This is a genomic window from Acidithrix sp. C25, from assembly GCF_904848545.2.
Window position 1 is genome coordinate 48,764 of record NZ_CAJHCI020000001.1, and the last position, 23,969, is coordinate 72,732.

The 23,969-nt window shown below is 53.4% G+C and carries 18 protein-coding genes and 1 pseudogene; 15 read left to right on the forward strand and 4 right to left on the reverse strand.

What is annotated here, in order from left to right; translation table 11 throughout:
• Positions 1 to 99: 99 nt before the first annotated feature.
• From ACIDITHRIX25_RS86890 to ACIDITHRIX25_RS86920, 7 genes and pseudogenes are all read left to right on the forward strand, one after another.
• Positions 100 to 747, forward strand: a pseudogene (locus tag ACIDITHRIX25_RS86890) (type I restriction-modification system subunit M); the annotation flags it as partial.
• Complete coding sequence (locus ACIDITHRIX25_RS86895) at positions 744 to 1,949, forward strand: restriction endonuclease subunit S (protein ID WP_201732190.1); 1,206 nt, start codon at positions 744 to 746, stop codon at positions 1,947 to 1,949. The pseudogene ACIDITHRIX25_RS86890 and the gene ACIDITHRIX25_RS86895, both read left to right, overlap by 4 nt.
• A complete protein-coding gene (locus ACIDITHRIX25_RS86900) occupies positions 1,946 to 4,990 on the forward strand; it encodes a type I restriction endonuclease subunit R (protein ID WP_201732191.1) in 3,045 nt (1,014 codons plus the stop codon). Before ACIDITHRIX25_RS86895 ends, ACIDITHRIX25_RS86900 begins: the two co-directional genes overlap by 4 nt.
• Complete coding sequence (locus ACIDITHRIX25_RS86905) at positions 4,990 to 7,374, forward strand: AAA family ATPase (RefSeq protein ID WP_201732192.1); 2,385 nt, start codon at positions 4,990 to 4,992, stop codon at positions 7,372 to 7,374. Before ACIDITHRIX25_RS86900 ends, ACIDITHRIX25_RS86905 begins: the two co-directional genes overlap by 1 nt.
• Positions 7,371 to 8,669, forward strand: coding sequence for a DUF2130 domain-containing protein (locus tag ACIDITHRIX25_RS86910; protein WP_201732193.1), 1,299 nt, complete (start codon positions 7,371 to 7,373; stop codon positions 8,667 to 8,669). The genes ACIDITHRIX25_RS86905 and ACIDITHRIX25_RS86910 overlap by 4 nt, the downstream gene beginning before the upstream one ends.
• Complete coding sequence (locus ACIDITHRIX25_RS86915) at positions 8,662 to 8,883, forward strand: hypothetical protein (protein ID WP_201732194.1); 222 nt, start codon at positions 8,662 to 8,664, stop codon at positions 8,881 to 8,883. Before ACIDITHRIX25_RS86910 ends, ACIDITHRIX25_RS86915 begins: the two co-directional genes overlap by 8 nt.
• Positions 8,883 to 11,459, forward strand: coding sequence for an AAA family ATPase (locus ACIDITHRIX25_RS86920; RefSeq protein ID WP_201732195.1), 2,577 nt, complete (start codon positions 8,883 to 8,885; stop codon positions 11,457 to 11,459). The genes ACIDITHRIX25_RS86915 and ACIDITHRIX25_RS86920 overlap by 1 nt, the downstream gene beginning before the upstream one ends.
• 345 nt (positions 11,460 to 11,804) lie before the next feature.
• Here the strand turns inward: ACIDITHRIX25_RS86920 and ACIDITHRIX25_RS86925 are convergent, their stop codons facing one another.
• Genes ACIDITHRIX25_RS86925 through ACIDITHRIX25_RS86935 form a run of 3 tightly spaced genes read right to left on the reverse strand, consistent with a single transcriptional unit; the run spans position 11,805 to position 14,922 of the window.
• Entirely contained in the window at positions 11,805 to 12,794 is a 990-nt protein-coding gene (locus tag ACIDITHRIX25_RS86925; protein WP_201732196.1) for a tyrosine-type recombinase/integrase, read from the reverse strand.
• Positions 12,791 to 13,720: a tyrosine-type recombinase/integrase gene (locus tag ACIDITHRIX25_RS86930; RefSeq protein ID WP_201732197.1), complete on the reverse strand. Its 930-nt coding sequence runs from the start codon at positions 13,718 to 13,720 to the stop codon at positions 12,791 to 12,793. Before ACIDITHRIX25_RS86930 ends, ACIDITHRIX25_RS86925 begins: the two co-directional genes overlap by 4 nt.
• Positions 13,717 to 14,922: a site-specific integrase gene (locus tag ACIDITHRIX25_RS86935; protein ID WP_349632131.1), complete on the reverse strand. Its 1,206-nt coding sequence runs from the start codon at positions 14,920 to 14,922 to the stop codon at positions 13,717 to 13,719. Before ACIDITHRIX25_RS86935 ends, ACIDITHRIX25_RS86930 begins: the two co-directional genes overlap by 4 nt.
• Before the next feature lie 322 nt (positions 14,923 to 15,244).
• Here ACIDITHRIX25_RS86935 and ACIDITHRIX25_RS86940 point away from each other — a divergent pair, with 322 nt between their 5' ends.
• The 5 genes from ACIDITHRIX25_RS86940 to ACIDITHRIX25_RS86960 all read left to right on the forward strand — a co-directional run bounded on the left by ACIDITHRIX25_RS86940 (position 15,245) and on the right by ACIDITHRIX25_RS86960 (position 20,308).
• A complete protein-coding gene (locus tag ACIDITHRIX25_RS86940) occupies positions 15,245 to 16,939 on the forward strand; it encodes a hypothetical protein (RefSeq protein ID WP_201732199.1) in 1,695 nt (564 codons plus the stop codon).
• Positions 16,940 to 18,104: 1,165 nt separating this feature from the next.
• The gene (locus ACIDITHRIX25_RS86945) at positions 18,105 to 18,311 is read left to right on the forward strand and encodes a hypothetical protein (RefSeq protein ID WP_201732200.1); all 207 of its coding nucleotides are present in this window, start codon (positions 18,105 to 18,107) and stop codon (positions 18,309 to 18,311) included.
• A gap of 119 nt (positions 18,312 to 18,430) precedes the next feature.
• The gene (locus ACIDITHRIX25_RS86950) at positions 18,431 to 19,252 is read left to right on the forward strand and encodes an alpha/beta fold hydrolase (RefSeq protein ID WP_201732201.1); all 822 of its coding nucleotides are present in this window, start codon (positions 18,431 to 18,433) and stop codon (positions 19,250 to 19,252) included.
• A complete protein-coding gene (locus ACIDITHRIX25_RS86955) occupies positions 19,245 to 19,835 on the forward strand; it encodes a TetR/AcrR family transcriptional regulator (protein ID WP_201732202.1) in 591 nt (196 codons plus the stop codon). The genes ACIDITHRIX25_RS86950 and ACIDITHRIX25_RS86955 overlap by 8 nt, the downstream gene beginning before the upstream one ends.
• Positions 19,832 to 20,308 carry a DUF4260 family protein gene (locus ACIDITHRIX25_RS86960; protein ID WP_201732203.1) on the forward strand — a complete coding sequence of 159 codons (477 nt, stop codon included), beginning with the start codon at positions 19,832 to 19,834 and terminating at the stop codon, positions 20,306 to 20,308. Before ACIDITHRIX25_RS86955 ends, ACIDITHRIX25_RS86960 begins: the two co-directional genes overlap by 4 nt.
• A gap of 137 nt (positions 20,309 to 20,445) precedes the next feature.
• Here ACIDITHRIX25_RS86960 and ACIDITHRIX25_RS86965 read toward each other — a convergent pair whose 3' ends face one another.
• Complete coding sequence (locus ACIDITHRIX25_RS86965) at positions 20,446 to 20,886, reverse strand: helix-turn-helix domain-containing protein (RefSeq protein WP_201732204.1); 441 nt, start codon at positions 20,884 to 20,886, stop codon at positions 20,446 to 20,448.
• A gap of 949 nt (positions 20,887 to 21,835) precedes the next feature.
• On the opposite strand from ACIDITHRIX25_RS86965, the gene ACIDITHRIX25_RS86970 reads away from it, so the two are divergent.
• From ACIDITHRIX25_RS86970 to ACIDITHRIX25_RS86980, 3 genes are all read left to right on the forward strand, one after another.
• Positions 21,836 to 22,018, forward strand: a complete 183-nt coding sequence (locus ACIDITHRIX25_RS86970) for a hypothetical protein (protein ID WP_201732205.1) — start codon at positions 21,836 to 21,838, stop codon at positions 22,016 to 22,018.
• A 482-nt stretch (positions 22,019 to 22,500) separates the two neighbouring features.
• Positions 22,501 to 22,791 carry a hypothetical protein gene (locus tag ACIDITHRIX25_RS86975; protein WP_201732154.1) on the forward strand — a complete coding sequence of 97 codons (291 nt, stop codon included), beginning with the start codon at positions 22,501 to 22,503 and terminating at the stop codon, positions 22,789 to 22,791.
• Positions 22,674 to 23,690, forward strand: a complete 1,017-nt coding sequence (locus tag ACIDITHRIX25_RS86980) for a reverse transcriptase domain-containing protein (protein ID WP_201732206.1) — start codon at positions 22,674 to 22,676, stop codon at positions 23,688 to 23,690. Before ACIDITHRIX25_RS86975 ends, ACIDITHRIX25_RS86980 begins: the two co-directional genes overlap by 118 nt.
• Positions 23,691 to 23,969: the final 279 nt, after the last annotated feature.

The following is a 23,969-nucleotide window of genomic DNA, read 5'->3' on the forward strand; positions in this document are numbered from 1 at the left end:
ACGCAAGCCCAAGGACCCCACTTATCTCTCAACACCTTCTAGAGCACATTCGTACAGGTATTCGTATTGGTTTGTAACACGTCTGAACTATAGAAGGAACCGCCTTACTCCATCAATTGGGAGGGCGACAGCAACCCCTTACTTATAAATGACCCGCGCTTTGCACCGGCAGGTGTTCTTGCTCCGAAATCGAAAGCTGACCTTGCCTTCACGATGCACATCCTGTCGTGGCTCGCAGTCAACGGTACTGCGGCGATCGTCGAGTTTCCCGGAGTTCTTTACCGGGGAGGCGCTGAAGCCAAAATCCGCAAGTACCTCGTTGACAATAACTACGTCGACGCCGTTATTCAACTCCCACCAGACCTCTTTTTTGGAACCACGATTGGCACTTGCATCATCGTTTTAAAGAAGTCCAAGGTCGACAACGGGATTCTCTTTATCGATGCATCCGCTGAATTCGTCCGTGTGGGGAGCAAGAACAAGCTCTCAGCGGCGAATCAGAAGAAAGTGCTCGATGCCTTTGCCGAACGAAAAGACATTGAGCACTTCGCGCGACACGTGTCAAATACGGAGATCGCTGCAAATGGCTACAACATTGGCGTATCGTCCTACGTCGAGCAGGAGGACCTCCGCGAAGTGATTGACATTGCCGAACTTAACGTGAAGATCGCTCACATCGTTGACCGGCAGTCCGAACTGCGAACTCAGATTGATGCCATCGTCGCTGACCTGGAGAGTCAATCGTGAGTCGAATCGATGATCTGATTAAGAAGTCATGCCCCGATGGAGTTGAGGTCAAAACACTCGGTGAAGCAGGCAAATTCATTCGGGGAAATGGGTTGCAAAAGATCGATCTTATAGATGCTGGCGTCCCTGCAATTCACTATGGGCAAATTCACACGACTTACGACACCTGGGCAACAGAAACAATCTCCTTTGTAATTCCCTCCACCGCCCAGCGACTCAGAACAGCTGCGCCAGGTGATCTTGTCATCGCCACAACTAGCGAGGACGATGAAGCAGTTGGAAAGGCCGTTGCCTGGCTGGGAAGTCGAGAGGCCGCCGTGAGCGGTGATGCCTACATTTATCATCATTCCCTCGAACCGAAGTACGTCTCGTACTTCTTCCAATCCGATCAGTTTCGGAGCCAAAAGAAACGGAGCATTACGGGAACGAAAGTCCGACGAATATCGGGCGACAAACTCGCCACGATTAGAATTCCGATTCCGCCTCTCGAAGTGCAGCGAGAAATCGTAAAAGTTCTTGATCTTTTCAAGGAGCTGGAAGCGGAGCTGGAAGCCCGACAGCATCAATATGACCACTACAGGCGCACACTACTAACCTTCGCCGAGGACGGGGTGCGGTGGACAACTTTGGGCGACGTTTGCACGAAAGTGTCGTCAGGTGGCACCCCCTCATCCGGCCGAGCCGACTATTACGGCGGTGACATTCCCTGGCTACGCACCCAAGAAGTTGACTCAGTCGAAATTTGGTCTACTGGGATGACGATCACTGAGAAAGGTCTGCGTAACTCATCTGCAAAGTGGATTCCTGCGAAATGCGTGATTGTAGCCATGTATGGGGCAACGGCCGCAAAGGTAGCGATCAACGCGATTCCGCTAACAACTAATCAAGCATGTTGCAACCTTCAGATCGACCCCTCTCGAGCCGAATACCGCTATGTGTTTCACTGGGTAGCGAACGAGTATGAGCGACTTAGGGCGCTAGGAGAAGGCTCGCAGTCAAATTTGAATGCACAAAAGGTCAAAAACTATCCGATCCCAATACCCTGTCTCGACGAACAACGCAGGATCGTTACGATCCTGGATAACTTCGATTCACTTGTGAATGACCTCAGCATTGGTCTTCCCGCCGAGCTGGTTGCGCGCCGCAAGCAGTACGAGTATTACCGCGATCACCTTCTTGCCTTCAGGGAGAAGGTGACATGAGCGAAGCGAAGGCAACACACTATGAGCCGATCGCCGTAAGTGCGGAGAGCACGGTCGTCGCGGAATTCACCTCGGACGAGCCAACTTCGATCGCATATCAGTCCGAGAGTGAACTTGAGCAGGAGTTCATTCGACTCTTGGGTGATCAGAAATATCAGTACCTGCCGCTCACCAGCGAGGCACAACTGATCGCGAATTTACGGACTCAACTCGAGAAACTGAATGGAATTGAGTTCTCAAAAGCGGAATGGGAACAATTCTTCACGGAGCGAATCGCTGGAGCGAACGACGGCATAGTTGAGAAGACCATACGGATCCAAGAGGACTATGTCCAATTATTGCGCCGCGACGATGGGTCCACGAAGAACGTGCTTCTCATCGACAAGGCGAACATCCACAACAACCAACTCCAGGTCATAAATCAATATGAAATCGGCCAAGGCGATGGCGGCGCATCTCGATCGAACCGCTACGACGTCACGGTACTCGTCAATGGACTACCGATGGTGCACATCGAGCTGAAACGCCGTGGAGTCGACATTCGCGAGGCTTTCAACCAGATCGACCGCTACCAGCGCGACAGCTTCTGGTCAGGCTCTGGTCTCTTCGAATACGTGCAACTTTTCGTCATCAGTAACGGCACCTTGACGAAGTACTACTCAAACACAACGCGCCGTCAACACCTGAGCGAAGCCGCAGGATCGAGACGGGTTCGAAAAACTTCGCATTCATTCGAATTCACTTCTTGGTGGGCGGACGCTGCGAACAAACCAATTCAAGATCTCAATTCGTTTGCAAAGACCTTCTTCGCTCGGCACACTCTGCTGAACATTCTGACCAAGTATTGTGTGCTCACAGCGGACCGGATGCTTTTAGTAATGCGGCCGTATCAGATCGCAGCGACGGAGCGAATGCTTCAGAAGATCGCCACGTCGGTCAACTACAAGCAACTCGGCACGATTGCCGCAGGTGGCTATATCTGGCATACAACCGGGTCCGGCAAAACGCTAACGAGCTTCAAGGCTGCGCAACTTGCAGTCAAGCTGCCCGAAGTCGACAAGGTTCTTTTTGTCGTCGACCGCAAGGATCTTGATTATCAGACGATGCGCGAATACGACCGGTTCCAAAAGGGCGCAGCGAATTCCAACACCTCGACCGCCGTACTCAAACGTCAGCTCGAAGATCCGAATGCGCGAATCATCATCACGACTATTCAGAAGTTGTCGACATTCATTGCTGCAAATAAGGGTCACGCCATCTACTCCGGCCACGTTGTAATCATCTTCGATGAGTGCCACCGATCTCAATTCGGTGACATGCACACTTCGATCACGAAGGCCTTTAAGCGCTACAACCTCTTTGGCTTTACTGGCACCCCAATTTTTGCAGTCAACTCAGGAAGTGGCGGAAATCCACAGCTGAAGACAACGGAGCAAGCTTTTGGAGAAAGACTCCACACGTACACGATCGTTAACGCAATTAGTGACAAGAATGTCCTGCCGTTCCGTATCGACTATGTGAACACAATCAAACTGCCAGAAGGCATTGCCGAAGAGCAGGTCTCAGCGATTGATAGAGAGCGGGCTCTGCTCGCACCAGAACGCGTAAAGCAGGTCGTCGGCTACATCCTCGAGCACTTCGACCAGAAGACGAAGCGAACGAGCTTCTACAAGTTGGGTGACCGACGCCTGGCTGGCTTCAACTCGATATTGGCGACCTCATCGATCGGCGCCGCCAAGGCTTACTACGGCGAGTTCCAGAGGCAGCAAGACACCGTGTCCCATGCGCAGCGCCTCAAAGTCGGTCTGATCTACAGCTTTTCTGTTAACGAAGAGGAGTCTGATGGCTTTCTTGGTGAAGAAGGATTCGAGACAGATGCTCTAGATACGAACTCCCGAGATTTCCTTGAATTGGCCATCAATGACTACAACAAGACGTTCGGGACGAGCTTCGACACATCTACCGACAGGTTTCAGAACTACTACAAGGACCTGTCCCTACGCATCAAGAGTCGTGAGATTGATCTCGTCATTGTCGTCAATATGTTTTTGACCGGATTCGACGCCACGACACTCAATGCTCTATGGGTGGACAAGAATCTCCGCTCACACGGCCTCATTCAGGCGTACTCGCGAACAAACCGCATTCTCAACTCAGTCAAGACCTTTGGCAACATCATTTCATTTCGTGACTTGGAACAAGAGACGAACGACGCCATTGCTCTTTTTGGTAGTAAAGATGCGAAGGGTGTGGTGCTCCTCAAACCATATGGCGACTACTACTCCGAATACGACGACAAGGTCGCCCAGTTACTCCAAAACTTTCCACTCGGAACTCCGATCACTGGAGAATCTGCGCAGAAGGAGTTCATCGTTCTGTTTGGATCAATCTTGAGGCTGCAGAACATCCTCACATCATTCGACGACTTCGTTGGTAACGAGATTCTCACAGAGCGACAGGGGCAGGATTATCGCAGCATCTATCTTGATCTGTACGCGGAGTTCAGGCGTGGTTCTGAGGCTGAACGAGAGCTAATCAATGATGACCTTGTATTTGAGATTGAACTCATCAAGCAAGTTGAGATCAATGTCGACTACATCCTTTTGCTCGTTGAGAAATATCGCGATGAACGAGGCGATGGTGACGATATCGAACTCCGTGCATCGATCACCAGAGCCGTTGATGCCAGCCCAAGTCTGCGAAATAAGAAGGATCTCATTGAAGCATTCGTCGATTCTGTATCGGCCACAGGGGAAGTCGATCAGGAATGGCAGGCATTCATTGCAACACGACGCAACGCGGAATTAGAGACGATCATCGAGTTAGAGGGACTTCGCCCTGATGAGACGCGAGCGTACATCAAGACAGCTTTCCGCGATGGCGTGATTCAGACCACTGGTACCGCTGTCACGAAGATTTTGCCACCGGTGTCGCGCTTCGCGGCTGACGGTAGTCACGGCGAAATGAAACAACGCGTTCTAACACGCCTGGCGACCTTCTTTGACCGCTTCTTCGGCGTCAGTTCGGATAGGAGTGAGTAGTGATTCGCCGTCTTGATTGGATTAAGGACAGCGGGATCTTTGTTGACTACCGATGGGCCACAACTTTGCCGGACTTTGCCAAGATCAACGTGATTTACGGGCCGAATGGTTCAGGAAAGACGTCCCTCGCCCGCGCAGTTGATGGAACCCGCAACGTAACCGATGGCTATCAAAACCTCTCCCTTAAGGTGGAAGAGTTGGGTTCGCGTCGTGATACGAACGGCAACGACGATCAGGTCTTTGATCGCCTCCACGTGTTCTGCGAAACCTATATCGAGCGGAGCCTACGTTTTCACGAAGGTAGTCCCAACATTGACGCGGTCTTGACGCTGGGCGAAAGGACCGCCGAAGCCGAGGCCAGGATCGAGCGCCTGCAAGAGGAACTCGTTGCGAGAACAAACGATCGCGACACTGGCCGAGCTGAAGCCTTAGCTGCCGAGCGCGCAGCTACAGCTTCCTACGAGCGTGTGTCGGCTTCCGTGGTCGGTCACCTTTCTCGCGTTCAGGGTTTCCGAAGTCGCGCGAGTTACAACTCCGGTGTTGTTGGTCGCAAGTATGTAGGCGACCGTACTGCGTGGAAAACGCTGACGGATGTTGAGATCGCTGAAAAGACAAGGTTTGTCGCTAGCGACAATCGCGAAGAGGTGGAAAGAAATTCTTTTTCGCTTAATCCAGCAGCTGAATTAAAGTCGCGAGCCGAATCGTTGCTCGCCAAAACTCCGGTGGCCATAGTGCTGGATACTCTGACTGCGCACCCCGAGGCAACATCTTGGGTCCAGGATGGACTGGCTCTACATGAGCACTTGAAAACCTGCCTATTTTGTGGCCAGCCGCTGCCTACAGATCGGTTGCACGATATTGAACAGCACTTCTCCGATGAGGTCTCTCGAATGCAGCGTGAGCTCGACGGCCTGAGTGGTGAATTCGAAAGCCTCGTCGTCAATTGTGACGCTCTAGTTCAACAGATTCCGACACGCGGTCTCTTGTTTGAGGATCTTCGATCCGACTTTGATGAAGCCGCCCAAGGTCTTCGAGATCAAGTGGATGCACTCAAGCGTTGGGCAGACGAAATCCTTCAGCGCATGAAGAAAAAGCGCACGAACGTGCTTAATATTGTCGAGGGCACTTTGGTTAATGCACCCGCGATTGACGGATCAGCTATGGACATGGTCTGTAGGAAGCATAACAATCGGGTCACTCAACATGATCAGCTTCTCACTTCCACCGCCAATGAGATCGAGGGACATCACCTTAAGGCGGAAGAGAAGGAAATCGACAACCAAGCCGTTAATCTTACGACTGCAAAGGCAAAGGTATCTGGTGCTCAGGCCCGAATCGATGAAATAGAAACAGAGATCGCCGCACTCCAGAACGTAGAGGGTGATCCAACTCCGTCAGCTGATGTTCTGACACGAGAGGTCGCTCGATTGCTAGGTCGAAGTGAACTTTCTTTTCAATCCCGAGATGGCCGATATGTCGTTACTCGTGACGGGCAACCAGCTATCGGCCTAAGCGTCGGTGAGCGATCTGCAATTGCACTTGTACATTTTCTTGAAGGGGTGGCTTGCCACGATCTCTCCAAAGGTAAACCAATAGTTGTCATCGATGACCCTGTCTCAAGTCTCGACAGCAACGTATTTATGGGTATCTCGACGTACATTTGGACCGCCACACTGAACGATGAGGTCGAACAACTTGTCCTCCTAACTCACAACTTCGACCTATTCAAACAGTGGGACGTTCAACTTGAGGGCCTTCATCGAGGTGCGGGGATGAAGGCGAGGTTTCCGGTGAGCATGTACGAACTGAAATCACGGCACATTACATCGAATGGCCTGACACGACGTCAACCAGTTCTCATTCAATGGCCCGAGTCCGACGCGGTACGTAAGAAGATCCGTTCGAGCTATCACCATGCCTTCATCTCGGTCGTCGACGCCAAGAAGAGGTTGGATACAAGTGACTCTCTCGAAAATCGCTTGGATGCGCAACTGTTATTTCCAAATGTCATCCGTCGAATTCTCGAATCTTTTCTTGCGTTCAAGCGACCGGACTGGGTAGGTGACTTCACTGCCTCGATGCGAAATGCAACGAAATTGTTAATCGACTCGGGTTACAAAGGCGATGCCGATGCGCTCCGACAACAACTCACACGGTATGCACACGCCTACTCACATAGTCAGACGCCTGAGACCGACGAGACAGTTAACCCTGACGAGATCAATGGAGCAATCAGTTCGGTCTTCGTATTCATGAATCAACTTGACCACGAACACTTTGTCGGACTCTGCAAAGTGGTTGGCGTTGATCCCGAATCGCTCCTACCGACACCAGAGGTAGAAGAAGTTGAATTAAGTATCGAAGAAACGGAGGTGCAAAAATGAACGAGATTACCTGCCCACACTGCGGCAAAGCATTCAAGATTGATGAAGCGGGATATGCAGACATTCTGAATCAGGTGCGAGACGAGGCCTTCGACAAGGCGCTGCACGAGCGGTTGGCTCTTGCCGAACAGGACAAGAAGACCGCAATTGAATTGGCGGAGACGAAGGTCGCCAGCCAGATGGACAAGGAGGCTTCCAAGAAGGACGCGGAGATCGCTCGGCTTAAAGAGGAACTCAAATCGAGCGCGGAACTCGTCCAGGCGAGAGTCACTGGTGAGCTCAAAGACGATGTTGCCAAGAAGGACGCGGAGATCGCTCGTCTTAAGGAAGAATTGAAGTCTGCTGACGTCGCCAAGAGGCTGGCACTTAGAGAAGCACTCGGAGGTGTCGAGAAGGAGCGAGACGGCCTGAAGCGCGATCTTGAGGCCAAGGACGTTGAGCAGAAGTTGCTGGCGAATTCCCTAAAGGAGAAGTACGAGACGCAAATCAAAGATCGAGACGACGCAATTGAGCGTCTAAAGGACATGAAAGCGAGGCTCTCTACCAAAATGGTAGGCGAGACGCTTGAACAGCATTGCGAGATCGAGTTCAACAAGATTCGCGCTACTGCGTTCCCACGGGCGTACTTCGAGAAAGATAACGATGTACGCACAGGAAGCAAGGGCGACTACGTCTTTCGTGAGGCCGACGAAGGGGGCACAGAATTCATCTCGATCATGTTTGAGATGAAAAACGAGAACGACGGAACAGCGACCAAGAAGAGAAATGAAGACTTCCTGAAAGAGTTGGATAAGGATCGCATCGAGAAACGTTGTGAATACGCAATCCTCGTATCTCTCCTCGAACCTGACAGCGAGCTCTTCAATGGTGGCATCGTCGACGTGTCGCATCGCTTCCCGAAGATGTATGTCATTCGACCGCAGTTCTTCATTCCGATGATCACGTTGCTGCGAAACGGGGCCCTCAACTCGTTGACCTACAAGTCCGAGTTGGCCCGAGTACGTGAGCAGAATATAGATATCACGAACTTCGAAGATGATTTGGAAGCCTTTAAGACTGGCTTCGCTAGGAATTACGATCTGGCCTCCAAGAAGTTCAAAACGGCAATTGACGAGATCGACAAAACCATCGAACATCTCCAAAAGACCAAAGAGGCATTGCTCGGTTCGGAAAATAACCTTCGCCTCGCGAACAACAAGGCCGATGATTTGACTATCAAGAAGCTGACAAGAGGAAACCCCACGATGGCGGTCAAGTTTACTGATTTGAAGGACGTAGAGGACACTGATGCCTGATTTGGTTGCCTTACGAGGGTCTAGACATATTTCGGCGGTCTTCTTCGACGTTAGAGAGCCGCGGATCTATATTCGCTTCAAGGCCGACATGCGCGCCAAGATGCGAAGGCTTCTTTTGAAGTACAAGTACGACTATCCGTCTAACTTTAAGGAACGTGCAGTTGAGTCGGCACTCCACCGGACCGAACTTTTAGCAGGAGCGGGAGCGACTTGATGGCTGGCATCGAGGACGACATAATCGAGTGGGCTAAGAGAATTCCGGTGTGGCAGCGCAACTTTCTCAAGCGAATTGCCCGTGTTGAAGTCATTGACGGTGATTACATCGAAAGTGTCGCAAATGCGATAGTCAGTAACTCAGTAATCGAGGAAACCCCAGCGCTATCCACATCGGATCTGCCCTCGGGTGCTCAGGCTGGTGCCACAACTCGACTGGTCAGCGTCAGCGAACTCGAAAACATCAACGCTCTCTTGGGTGGGCAGAATCTGACGTTCGGACTAGACGGAATTACGGTTATCTACGGTGATAATGGGACTGGCAAGTCCGGCTATGCCCGTCTGGTGAAGGCCATCGTCGGAGCTCGCCATCGCGAAGACATACTCCCTGATGCCTACGCTGCGTCCACAGGAATACAAAGTGCCAAGATCACGTATGAGTCGATCGGAGGTCGACTCGAGAAGGACTGGGCGAAACTTGACGACCCATCGCTACAGCAAGCGCATTTCTACGACAAAGCCTGTGGTGATGACTATCTCGACCGTGAATCAGAACTCAGTTACCGCCCTTCCGTTCTGGGTGTTTTCGATCAACTCATTAAGTACATCGATATGGTCAAAGCATTCATAGACGAGTTGGTCCGAGCTGGTCAGTCGACGAAGTTTGTGGCACCAGCACTCACGACGGGAACTTCCGTTCAGAAGTTCGTACGTGACCTTTCGCCAAATACGTCCGAGGCGGATGTTGATTCGATCCTTATATTGGATGAAAATGCCCATCAAACTTTAGCTGAACTAACTCAGGAAGAGGCTCGTCTCAAGACGACCGATCCTCACAAAGAAAAGGTTCGGCTCAATCAAGGAGCGTCGCGTATCGAGGCTCTAGCTATTCACTTGGACCGCGTGACAGGATTGCTCGGCATAAGCGCTGCTGAAGCTGTGATCAGGCAGCAGACCGATGCCAAGGAACTCCGATCGGCCGCGAGTAACGCATCAAAAACATCATTCGCTGAGGAACCGCTTGCGAATGTTGGCTCAGAGTCTTGGCGCATTCTCTGGGAATCCGCTGAGCGCTATTCAATGGAAGATGCATATCCCGATCAAGAATTCCCCGTTGTTGAAGATGGCTCTCTGTGCGTGTTATGCCATCAAACACTCGGGGACGAGGCTCGCGACAGGCTCACGAGGTTCCATCAGTTCGTTCACAACGATGTTGAGAAGCGTGCCAAGGAAGCAGAACAGAAGTTTGTCGATTCGAGAGAAGCGATCAAAGAGTTTGAGGTGTCGACGACTGAAGCAACTAAAGCGATTGATTTCATCAAGAAGGACGACAAGAAACTAGGTACGGTTCTACAGTCGGCGCTGACAGTCGCTCAATCAGCCAAGGAAAGACTTGGACAGCGGTTGCGCGGTGAGACTCTGGACAAGCTGATAGAGCTGGCGAATGTAGATGTTAGGGCTCTGCGGTCGCTGGCAATCAGCATCACGGCCAAGTCAGGCAAGATTGACGAGACCAAGTTCCAGGAGTCGCTCGTAACTTCGACCACAGCGACGAACGAGCTAAAAGACAAGATTGCTGTCGCCGATCAGAAAGGCGCGATCAAAAAGGAAGTCGCACGCCTAAAGCACGAGAAGGTTCTCCGTGACCTTTCCAGTGGAATCAGCACTGCATCAGCCACGAAAGCAAGCGCGGAACTTGCTCGCAAGTATGTAACCGATGTCGTCAAAGACCACTTCGTGCGTGAATCGGAGCAAATGAAACTCGAGCATGTTGTCCTTGGCGACAAGGGGAGCACGAAGGGCAAACTCCGACACCAGCCTGCGCTTCTAGGTGCGGCGGGCAACTCCCCGCGCCAAGTGCTAAGTGAAGGCGAGAAGACGGCCGCAGGTCTTGCAGGATTTTTCACAGAAGTCCACTTTGATGAATCCAAGTCTGTGGTTGTCTTCGACGACCCGATGTCTTCACTCGACCATGAGCGTCGTGACAAAGCAGCCCGCCGAATAGTGGAGATCGCGCAGGACCGTCAAGTCATAGTATTTACCCACGATCTGGTGTTTCTTGGTGAAATTGTGAAGATTTCAGGCGAACTCAAAGTGACCGTAACCGAGCGAGCGATTGAACGAAACGGAGCGAAACAACCGGGCCTAATTGTCGACAACCATCCGTGGAAAGCCAAGGACGCGAAAGCCCGTCTTGCGTCCCTTGGGACTGAACTGGTGAGAATTAGGGATAATCAGTCAACTATGTTGTCTGATGATTTCGAGAAAGCCTCGTCTGATTGGGCCGGGAAGGTTTCTGAGACGTGGGAACGCATAGTGCGAAGTGAGATCGTTTTTACGGCTGTTGACCGAGGCACGGGCAACGTGCAAGCGAAGCAGTTTCGAGTCTTTGCCAAAGTCACCGACCAAGACAACACAGATTTTCAAACCGGTTATGGGAACGTCACTACATGGGCCAGAAGGCACGATAAAAGTGAGGAAACAAATTACACGGCTCCAACGATCGTAGAAATGGAGCGAGAGCTCAAGCGAATCCAAGAGTTCTGGGAACGGGTTAAGAAGTACACTAATTCCTAATGTTCGCTCGGTGCATGGAGATGTCGGCATCTAATCACGATGCCACGAGCGCTTTACATTCTCATCCTTACTTATTGCGAATCATGATTCGAAATACCCGCAGGCAATCCCTGGCCGGGTCGGAGATAGAAACTTTGATATCACCAACTTCGAAACGAACTCGATGAGTTCGGAGGTGGCGATGCCCACAGTCTCAGTCTGGCTTCGAAGAGATTCAAGATAGCAATCGAAGAGATTGACAAGACCATCTGCGGATTCCAAGGGTTATGCCGAGTTCGTGATTATGCCGAGAAACGTGTCAAGGCCTGGCGATGGGCGGAGATCTGGAAGAAAAGATCGGCATAATCAGAGCGCTTCGAGAAAGGCAACGAGCCGGTCGGTTGCAACGTAGCGAACCGGCGTGGTTTGTAACGGCGCGTTGCGCGCCAGCGCTCGTTCCTTAATTGAGAGATCGGCGTGGATGTAAATCTGTGATGTTTCAATTGATTCGTGACCGAGCCACATTGCAATGATTGCGACGTCGTTGCCGCTCTGCAGCAGGGTCATGGCAGTCGTGTGTCGCAGTACGTGCGGTGACACCGTCTTGTGCTTGAGCGACGGGCATGTGCGTAGAGCGGTCTTGGTGTGCCTCGCCACGACCAGTGCTATAGCGTCACGGCTGAGCGGTCGCCCTCGACTCGTAGGGAACAGCGGGTCTCGAGGTTCTCCTCCTTGTTCATCCATCCACCTGCGCATCACGACAACAGTGTCGGCGTTGAGCGGAGTACAACGCGCCTTTCGACCCTTCCCGAGGCAACGAACGTGCGCACCTTTCTCCAAAGCGACGTCCTCACGACAAAGCCCCGTAAGTTCCGATACCCGCAGCCCGGTCTGGATGGCCGTGACGAGCAAGGCGTGATCACGACGACCGATCCATCGCGTTCGGTCTGGTGCTGCCAGCAGTGCAGCTATCTCTGATCTGTCGAGGAACGAGACATCAGTTCGACTACCGCGCTTGGTGGGAATTGCCAGGACCCTTTGTATGAGGGACGCGTGCTCGGGATGACTCAGTGCGGCAAATCGGAAAAATGAGTGAACCGCCGCCAGCCGGGCGTTCCGCGTGCGGGTGCTGTTGTGTCGTTCATTTTCAAGATGGTCCAAGAACGCACCAATGAGTAGGGCGTCGAGATCACCGAAGTCGAGCACGCTGGGTGCGGTCCCGGAGCGCTCATGCACGAACGCGAGGAGCAAACGAAACGTGTCTCGATAGGCGGCCACGGTGTGCGCACTGGCTTGGCGCTGATTGATGAGTCGATCGGTGAAGAACGCCTCTAACGTCGGGGCGACCGTGCTCATGATCGCCCCTCGAGCGTGAGGGTGAAAGCATGCTCCTGGCGTTGCGCCGCCAGCGATAGCAATTCCGGCACCGCCGAGAGATACCAATATGTACTCGCCGGATTGGCATGGCCGAGATAGGTTGAGAGTAGTGGCGTGCGTGAAGCAATGTCGCCACCGTCGCGGTACCAACTCAACAGCGTGTTGACGGCAAAGGTGTGTCGAAGATCGTGAATGCGTGGTCGGCACGACGCTTCTCCGACGAAGGTGCGGCTGCGCAGTGCGCCGAATGCCTGGCGGACCGTGCTGTAGTTAATCCGAGTACCTCGTGTCGACACAAAGACACTCTGGTCTACTGGTCGGATGTGTTGGTCTCGTTCGCCAACGTAGTGCCTCAGTGCTTGGGCGGTGCTCGGATGCAACAGAACCTCTCGAGATTTTCCGTATTTGGCGTTGTGCACTGTCAGCAGACTCTCGTCCCAGTTGACGTCACCGAAGTTAAGCGCGATGGCTTCCCCGATTCGCATGCCCGTCGTCACCAACAGACCAATAAGCGCTTCCAGGGTGATCGCAAGAAGTGGTGCGTCAAGCCCCTTCGCACCGTTCATCAACGCCGCAACTTCCGCGTCGCTGTAGATGTAGGGGGTGGGTCGGTGTCCCCGACTGGGACATAGATCGTCCGGCGGGACTTCGTGTCTGGGATCTATCGCGTAGAGATAGCGCGCGAAGAATCGAACCACTCGCATTCGTTTAGCCATATTGTGGAGGTGGGTATCCACCGCCCGTAGAGTCCAGATCATCGCCAGTTCCGTCGTTATGAGTTCCGCGCCGGATTGATCGGCGAACGTCACAAAGCTGGTGAGCAAATAGCCTTCGCTGCGCAACTTATAGCCGAGTGCCCGGCGGGCTGTCAGATACTCTTCGGCGTGTTGAAGAAGACTGGTCACGCGACACTTCCCGGCCACGAGCGCACCACGGCCACGAGCGCTAGTCGGTCCACTTTTGCGTAGTGCGCCGTCGTTTGCTGGGAACGATGGCGAAGCACTTGTGCAACCTCGGCCATACTTCCTCCGGCTCTCAGTATCCGCGTGGCCGTGGTGTGTCGTAGGCAGTGAGCACCGACGGGCGGCAGCCCAATTCGACCACAGGCGCGCCTCACGATCGCCGAAATGCCACTCCCGGAGATCTCGCGAAATGGCACGCATGCTCGAACGAACACCGAACGATACACGGAGCGCGGTCGACCTCGTTGCAGCCAGGCGACAAGGGCATCGCCAACGTCGCTCGGGAGCGGAAGCCTGTCTTGGCGATTGCCTTTGCCTCGAATAGTGACTTCCGCCCGTCGCCAATCGAAATCACTCAGCTGTAACCCGGCAACCTCGCTCGCACGCAGACCAAGCCTCGACAGCAACATCAAAACGGCGAAGTCCCGTGCGCCCGATGCTGTTCGGCGATCGCAGCTCTTAAGGAGACGGGTGACGGCGGCGGCGTCAAGGGCCTTGGGCAGCGAGGACTGACGACACGGCGCGACGGCGAGCACAGCCGGCGCCATTGCGGTTGGGGTGATTCCTTCGAGATAGAAGAAACGTAGGAGAGAGCGCAACTTCGAAACTGTTAGTTTCGCGGTGGTGATCTTCATTCGTTGGCACGTCGCGAGAACGAACTGATTGATGACGCCAGCATTAAGTTCTCGTAACTCGACATCACCGTGGGCGCGTAGCCACCGCAGAAAATTTCGAGACGCCTTAACGTATTGAACGACGCTGGACGTCGATAAGCCCCGTTCGTCGGTGAGGTAACGTGCGTAGCGAATCAAAACCTCGTCGAATGGTCCCTCCGCGACGATTACTTCGACGTGAGTGATTACTCCAACACCGACCAAGTAGTCAAACAGCAGAGCAGCACTATGCCGCGACAATGAGGTGACGTAGCCAGAATCTTCCCTCCAGGAAGAAAACTCCTCGAGACCCGCGGGTGTGAGGCTGTGCGTATCCAGGCCCCGACTGGTGAGCCACCGGCTGATCTGTGCCATTAGCCGCAGATGCTTCGTGATGGTTGATCGATAACCTTGCCTGGCGAGATGCTCTCTGTAGCCAGCGGCGTAAGGGGCCAACGGCCCCGCCATTCGCACAGTTATGGGTTTCTTCATATTGATCCGCTTTCTTTGGTGGTTTCCAAAGAGAGTCTCGGACAATGTCGCCGGATTATGCCGATCTTTTTTCCGGGTCGCCTCCTATTTACTGGTCTCTAACACAGTCCTCGGCATAATCACGAACTCGGCATAACCCCCGTTATGACGACATCCTCATAACGAGGGTTTCCGTACAGGCGTTGCGCTGACTCCCTGACTGCGCCCTTCGCGAAACTAACCTAATCGCGCATCACGATTTTAACCTTCAGAACGCAAGTGCAACATCGAGTGGTCAACGGTATCGTCCTCAGGGGAATTGCATCCGTGCAAAGATTGGGTCGTGCCTACTTTTATTGACGAAGGTGCTGCCAATGCACGTCGACAAAGTGGGGACGATGCAGCAATCCGCGGGGCAATTCTCATCGTTGCCGCGCTGAATGCAGTCGACCCAGAGGCTGAGGAAATTCGTGACATGCCATTGGTGATGATCGCAAAGATCCTGCTGCGTCTGCTCGAGTACGTGAAGACCGTGTTTCCTGACGACGAGTCGGTTCAAACTGCCTCGCTTGATCTAAAGGGAGATGAAGATACTCCAGAATTTGTGCTGATCGACTCCGAGATCTTCTTTGACGAGCTCATCCGGCTGCCATCTTTCAACCATCTCCCAGACGACGCAGCATTGGACCTGGAGTACCTTAATTATGTCATTTCTGGTGGCTACAGTTGTATCCGTCAGGCGACGGTGGGGGCAACGGAGGACCTTGAGCTTCTTGACTTCCCGAGCGATGAAGAGTTTCAAGAACTCATGCTGCTCTTTGCGTTCGATGATCTCAAGGTTCTCGTGCCTGCGATGTCATGGGCGTTCAGTAGCGAACTTCACTTTGGAGTAAGTAGTGACGGTACGTTTCCCGCTATGACACACATGAACGTGATCGAATTGTTTCGGGACAAGTTGGGCTCGGATGCCAATCAAATGTCTGAGAATGACACTCGAGTCAAGCACCTCAAGTTGCGTCTGAGCCACGAATTCGCGTTGATGGCCGCAGTTTGTCGGGCAGCTTGGACCGTTTTCCTCAATGTTGACGAGACGGCGTCATACGATCGCGAGGAGTCCATTCTCGCGGAAGGCATCAATCAGGCCCTCGTTCCAGCGACGAGAGTTATTGCCGCGGAGCACTTGAGCTATATCCGAAATCGAATGGCCCGTCGCTCGTTACAGCAAGATGCAACCTTAGCCAATTACGCCGAAGCTTGCCGCCTGGCTCACTTCGCCTTCAATGTAAGTGGGCGCGCGCGATACGCGAAGTACATCGCGCAGAATCTGTTAGAAATCGGGACCATTACGCGCGACGACTCGTGTCGTCTTCTCGCAGAGATGATCTGGGTTGATGCCTACGCAGTTCCTTTCGTGCTTGGTCTGACCGGTGACGGTAATACGCCCTTCACAGAACTGGGATGGCTTGATCCTATATATGCCCCACACGATATTGCGATCGATTATTCAATGATTCCCCCGTATAGCGTTAAACCTGACTTCGTCTATTCGGGTTCGGTCGCCGAACGACTTCAAATAATTGCACCCAGTTTCACTCCGGATCTATGGACTGCGGCGGTCTTATTGGTCCAACATCTCAAGGATTTTGGTGAACTTCACCTCTTTCCTGATCCGGATAAGAAACTTGCGCTGTTCGTGCCAACCGACGATGACAGAGGCCGATTTCCAATGCGAGAACAACATCCCGTGGCGTGGTTGTATTTCCTTTCAGACATGCTGATGAGGGAACATCAGTCCCAACGCAAAATACACGCGGGGCTACACTTTGCCTTGCCAGCGCACTATGAGTACCGTCGATGGCTTGGAGGAAAGTTGCATATGAACTTCCGAAACTCGCCATCTCAAGTTTCGCTTCCGTCAGCGCCGCGGACATTTCCCAATGTTGCGAAGTACTTACTTGAACCCGTCGGCAAGGATTCCCTGGCGATAGGCAACCAATCCACAATTTGGTCAATGGTCGCTGCCAAGTGGGGCGCCTAGCGTCACGGCCGAAAGATAACGGGCCGAACCAATGTGTCGAGCAACTTCGGGTGGGTTCGTTACGTGACTCTCAGGGGCAAGTCATTGCAACTGTTCACGAGCCGTTAGGGCATATAATCTGGCTTAGCGGTACTCAATGCGTACAGGAGGTTTGGCATGCCTTGCTTTACTGAGAGAACTGGATTCACAGGGGGCCAATCCACTTCGGGGTCTTTCGGAATGGGGACGATGTACAGCCGAGGACGCGGACCTTCCTCAAACGCGATTGTGACAGGGTTCCGACAAGATCGCGAAGGTCGAATCTACGCCCCTCTTGACGGATCTTCGAACCACATCACACAGTACGACCTCAACAGTCCTTATCGGGTGTCGTGGGATATGAGTTCGCATGGGGACACGGGGATCCATTCCACTAACCAGTCGCTGCCGAAGCAACACCCCGACCGGCATCAATGGCCGCGTGGGTTCGGGCCTTCTTAGAAGAACTTGATCGGACTTGTGAGGTTCATCGAGCAGTATGGTAAAATTGTGTTGCGGGTGAAGCAGCGTTAGATCGCTGCCGCATCAATTGATGCACGAAAGTCTGCGGGTAAGCGCATTTGCTTTGATGGAATACCGTGCCGCAGAACGCTAGCAAGGTGAGCGCACGTCTCACCCATCCGCAGAATTCTAATTGTACGTTGTCGACAATGGGTGTCTCTAGGCAAAGACGATTAAACCGAGATCTATGCGGGAGTTATGAATTGCCACAACGATTGATCAAGATGCGCTAATGCAACGCGCTCAAATTCGACGTCCCCGCAGACAATTCCGCACAGTGTTTGCGCAAAACCCAAGTTGCTTCCCGACCTCCAAGGGCGAAAGTCCACTTGAGTGGAGACGCACCATTGAGTCGACTGCTTCCGGCGTCGGGGACTGGCCTCGCATAACGATTTCTAACTTCTTGAGCCGTTCGGCAACAGTTGTGCGATGACAGCCGAATTCAGCTGCTAATTCGTAGACAGTGGCTCCTCCTTTGTAACGCGCGACCATTTTTTTCACTTGGACCTCGGAGAGCCGCCTCTGATGTTGACGGATTGGGCCGAGTAGTTGATAATCAGACGAAGGGGGATTTTCCTGTGTATTCCTTCGGGAGTGTTCTCCGTTAAGGAGTAACCATTTGTTTGTGTCAGCAGTGGACAGGGCCACCAAAGTTTTAGTAGCGTCCCGCAAGGTTCTCCCCAGAGCTACTACGAGAACAATTGAATCTAATGGATCTGGGTTCGCCCCAGCTCTGCTGATTCCTCAGCATCGCGCGGCACTTTTGCGTTCATCTTCTAACGATCCTGAACGCATCCTTCACCCCGCGCGAATAGCCGGAACAGCTGCTTGATTGCGACGCCAATGCCAGGAGCGTTCTGTCATACGCTCAGTTCAGACCGCGATAAATAAGGACAAACGGAATTTGATAAGGCTATTGCACTTAGCCTAAGAGCTATATATAATAACCACATGAAAAAGAATTCTGCCCGCACTCAGTTCCTTTCCCTTCCGGAAGGGCGTGTCGCATACGACCTTGATGGCGACGGCCCCTTAGTTGTGCTCGTGCCCGGCATGGGCGACTTGCGAGGCACATACAGAATGCTTGCTCCGATACTGCGAGACGCTGGCTACAGGGTCGCCTGCACGGATCTTCGCGGTCACGGCGACAGCGACGTCTCTTTCAAGACCTACGGTGACGTCGAGACGTCGAGCGACATTGTCGCCCTCATCGACCAGCTCGGTGGGCCCGCGTTCGTCGTCGGAAATTCGATGGGCGCTGGTGCGGCGGTTCTGGTCGCCGCCAGGAGGCCGGACCTTGTCCTCGGCCTCGTTCTCGTTGGGCCTTTTGTTCGTGATCCAAAGGCAAGTGCTGTGTCGCGTATCTTTCTTCGTTTTGCAATGGCCCCACTGTGGGCAGCACTCTCGTGGAAGTCGTACCTACCCAAGCTCTACGTCGGCCGAAAGCCTGACGACTTCGAGGAGTATCGCGACCAAGTCGTAGCGAGCATCCGCCGACCCGGACACGCCAAGGCATTCTCACTGACCACGCGGACGAGCCACGCAGCCGCGGAGGCGAAACTCGCCGAAGTTTCGAAGCCCACACTGGTGGTCATGGGCGAGCAGGATCCCGATTTTCCAGACCCCAAGAATGAGGCGGACTGGATTGCACACGCCCTGCACGGACAAGTCACCATGGTGCCCGAGGCAGGACACTATCCACAGTCGCAGCAGTCTGAGATTACCGCTGGTGCGATTCGGCGCTTCTTCGGAGAATTGGAAAACCGTGCCTAGGGCTGGACTGACCCGGCTACGGGTCATAGACGAAGCTGAACAAATCGTCGACGAAGTTGGTCTGTCGCGTCTTACGCTCGCCGTACTCGCGCAGCGTCTCGGAGTACGCCAGCCCTCCATTTACAAGCATGTCGATAGCGTGGACGATCTCCAACGAAGCATGGCCTTACGAGCTAAGCAGGAGTTAGCTGACACGCTTGTGCGCTCCACAGTCGGACGGTCGCGTAGTGATGCCATCATGTCAATGGCGTGGGCCTACCGACGATGGGCACTCGAACACCCGGGCCGCTACACCCTGATCCAGCGCCCATTCACCTCGGAGGACATCGAAGGCATGGCAGCTGATCTCGCCGTCGTTGAGATTGTCGCTGCTGTCCTCACTGGTTACGATTTGCGAGAGGATGATGCCACCGACGCAATTCGCGCTTTACGTGCCGCACTTCACGGTTTCGTAGTTCTTGAGATAGGCGGCGGATTCGGACTACCCGCCGATATCGACCGCAGCTTCGAGCGGCTCATCGCGGGAATTGAGATGGCACTACCGCGATGGTCTGAGGGGCTGAACTCACCAAGTCGGGCATGACGTCCAAACACAACAACACATTCCACGACGCGACGAGTAACGACGTCGGTGCCGAACTGGCCGCAACTGGTCGCACGTCGGCCTCGAGACCCTTCCTTTTGATCCCGGGATTGGCAGTGCTCACCGGTGCCATCGCGTTGGCCGTTCGTACCGGCACACCTTGGTGGCTCGTACTAGTCGGGTTCGCGGCCCCCGATCTTGCGTTCGTTCTGGCCATAGGGCAGGAAAATGGGGCTCTTGGTCGAATTCCGCGAAGCGCCATCGCCTCCTACAACATGCTCCATCGAACCTTCACGCCGTTGCTGGTGTTGCTCATATCGGCTCTGCTTCACTCCGTCCCCACCGCCATTATTGCGCTCAGTTGGTTCGCCCACATTCTCGTGGACCGTGCTGCGGGCTTTGGCATGAGGGACCGACAAGGGGCAATCATTCCGCGAAAGCGCATCCATTCCTGGCGGCGAGGGAACTCGTAATAGGACGAACGCCAGCACTAGGTACGCCAAGTATTTTCCGGTGTGCGAGGTGGTTTCTTTGATTGCGAACTCGTCACTTGGGGGCCAGGTACTTAATTGGACGACGGATCCAGTGCGATCGGACGCACCACCAAGAGCTAGTCGTCGTTGCGCGCCTCGATCGGGCGTCCCCGTAGGCAATTCCGCACTGTGTTCGCGCAGAGTCCGAGTTGCTTGCCGACCTCCAGGAGCGAAAGTCCGGATCCGTACAGACGCACCATTGAGTCGATGGCTGCGGACGTCGGAGACTGGAAGCGCATCGCGATTCCAGCCTTCTTGAGCCGCGCGGCGACAGTCGTGCGATGACAGCCGAATTCAGCAGCTAGCTCGTACACTGTGGCTCCACTTTCGTAACGAGCGACCATTTCGCTCACCTGAGCCTCTGTGAGCCGTCTCTGTCGTTGACGGATTGGGCCAAGTAGTTGATAATCAGACGCGGTGTGAACTTCCGGTGTTTGCCCTCTCAAGCGGTCTTCGATAAGGAGTAACCATTTGTTTGAGTCAGCAGTGGATAGGGCCACTAAAAGTGTCTTACTCAAACCATGTGCATGAAAAACAGACTTACTGTCGCAAGAACGATGCTTCTTATTTATAGATAATCCCGTGAGTTCACTCGGTCGAGTGGACTCTGAGTTGGACCTTCAGCTTTTAGCGGGGTCCAGGTATGTCGGCTCTCCCAACCATTATGTGGTTCTCCAACCCCCTCAACTGATAAGTGACGCCTCTGCGATAAGAACTTTGTGCCTTTAACAGTATTGAATGAAACTTGCAGAAGTTCTGGCCCCAGTTACTTAGCCCCATCTTTCGCAGTGCGTCATGAATGAAAGAGGTTGTAAATCACCTAGAAGCTGATAACAATCACACTGCAATGCTACATAGATGATGGAACTACGCCCTCCGGGATCGCCTTTTGGGAGGAGATTCCAAACCACCGTACGGGGCATTAGCTAAAGACTGTTGTCCAAAGCGGTACGGAAAAGTTAGAGCAATGACTCTTTCAGGTATGAGTTAAGAAGACGAGTGAAAACGAACCATCTTCATCAACTACGGCAAGTGTCTCGAAATTGATATAGATGATGTCGAAACCGAGGGACTAGGAACTCTCGGGACAACTTGGAGACTAACCCAATTAGTGCTCCCTTTGGCTATATGGTGCCATCCGGCGTGTAGGTGGCATGACCTTAACATCAGGCGTTTATGTGGAACATGAGAACCCAGTCCTAGACGTTCTTGGCGAAGCCCACATGGCCTAAGCCCAATGATGAGGCTAAACCTACATGGGCTAAACCCACATGGCCTAAACCCAATGATGAGGCTAAACCTACATGGGCTAAACCCAATGATGAGGAAAAACCTACATGGGCTAAGCCCAATGATGAGGAAAAACCTACAAGTTGCAGATCAACAAGAGGGAAAGTACCAAATGCCTATGGATTGGGGACGGACCATCCAGTAGGTGCGTCGAGATAAACCGGTATGGAGGAAGAGATGAAAGAGCTCTACATCGAAGGTCTAGCGAACCACGATGACCCCGAGTCATGCGTCGGCGTCCGCGAGGACGCAGGCGAAGCGTTGACAGGGGCACGTGCAGGCCAGGCTATTGAGCCGCGTAATCAGAGAATTCGAGGTGCTGACGCTGTCTATGGAAGCGGAAGGCAACACCACCGCTAGCGCTATCGCAAGTTGCTTGTGGGCCCCGCGCGGTCAGAGAACCATGGCACCTACGGAACCTCCATGCGCGAGAACCGGGAGATCCCGCGCTCGCCAGTCGGGTTGATCACCCAGTGGGCCGCTCAGGAAAGGCTAAGGTCGTACGCCTGAGATGAACGAGCGCGGGAAGTCAGACAACCCCATATTACCTACGAAGCTGTCGAACAAAACCGGGGGACCGGTAGCGGAGGTAGTGGAGGAAAGGAGGTAGTGGAGGAAAGGGGGTTGGCCAAGGGGAACACGACCGACCTAACACGCCCCGGACTCAGAACCGGACCCACTTGCGGACAAGGTGTGTCAAACGGGCTGGATCGTGTGCGCGAAGTAGCAAGAAAGGACAAGCAAGCAAAGTTCACAGCACTTATTGCACCACATCGACTCAGACCGCCTGAAGGCCGCCTATTTAGCGATTAACCCGAAGGCTGCGCCATGAAATCGATAACGTGACATGGCACTCCTACGAAGAGAATCTGAGGGAGAACCTCGAGGATCTTCTTCAAAGGGTCCACAACGGTGCCTATCGGGCAAGCCCTTCTCGTAGGGTATACATACCAAAACCAGATGGACGACAACGCCCACTCGGTATCGCAACGCTGGAGGACAAAATCATCCAACGTTGGGTGGTGGAGGTATTGAACGCTATATACGAGAAGACTTTCTCGGATTCTCCTACGGGTTCCGACCAGGACGTAGCCCCCACGATGCGCTTGATGCGCTGGCGGTCGGGATCTTAGAGAAAAAGGTGAACTGGATACTCGACGCTGATATCAGCGACTTCTTCTCCAAGTTGGATCGGACGTGGTTGAGGAAGTTTCTCGAGCATCGCATTGCGGATAAAAGAATCCTGCGACTGATCGACAAATGGTTGGCCGCAGGAGTCATCGAGGATGCGAAGTGCACAAAGACGACCGAAGGATCAGCACAAGGGGCATCGGTTTCACCACTGCTCGCTAACGTGTACCTTCATTATGTCTTCGACCGCTGGGTCCGACAGTGGAGATACAAGCATGCACGAGGCGACATGATCGTCTCGAGGTTTGCCGACGACTTCGTGGTTGGATTCCAGTATCTTGGTGATGCAAGGCAGTTCCTCAGCGACCTTCGTGAACGATTCGTGAAGTTCAACTTAGAACTGCACCCGGACAAGACCCGCCTGATCGAGTTCGGTCGCTTTGCGGCTCAGAACCGAAAGGAGCGGGGCCTCAAAAAGCCGGAGACCTTCGACTTCTTGGGATTTACCCACATCTGTGGAAAGACCAAGGACGGGCGTTTCTGGCTCAGGCGCGTCACTATCAAGAAACGACTGAGAATGAAGCTGAAGCAGATAAGAATCGAACTTCGGCGTCGTCGTCACCAGTCCATTCCTGAACAGGGGCGGTGGCTGGCGAGTGTGTTGAGGGGACACTTCAGCTACTACGCCGTTCCTGGTAACATCGACGCGGTGTCGGCTTTTCGTAAACAGGTGAGACGACTCTGGCGAGAGACGCTTCGGCGTCGAAGCCAGCGCAACCGGATGACCTGGGATCGCTTCAGTCGAATTAGCGACCGATGGCTGCCCCCTGCCCGCATTGCGCACCCCTATCCTAGCGTGCGCTTCGCTGCCAGAACCCAAGGCAGGAGCCCATTGCGGTAGTTCGACTCGATGGGATCTGTCCGGGGGGCCGCCCGTAAGGGCGGTCCCTACCGGGATTAGCTACGAAGTCCTTGTAATGAGGATGTAAGCCAAAGAGATGGAGTAAACAGCAGATCTAGTTGTAATTGGCAAATGAACAACTTCTCAAGGTAAAAGTTGAGAGGGAGGGATCAAATGACAAGACCACGACAAGAAAAAGCTTTTGACAAAAGACAAGTACGACGTACTTAAAGCATACAAAGAGGCAAAAGCTAATCACAATAGACACAAAGCGAGCAC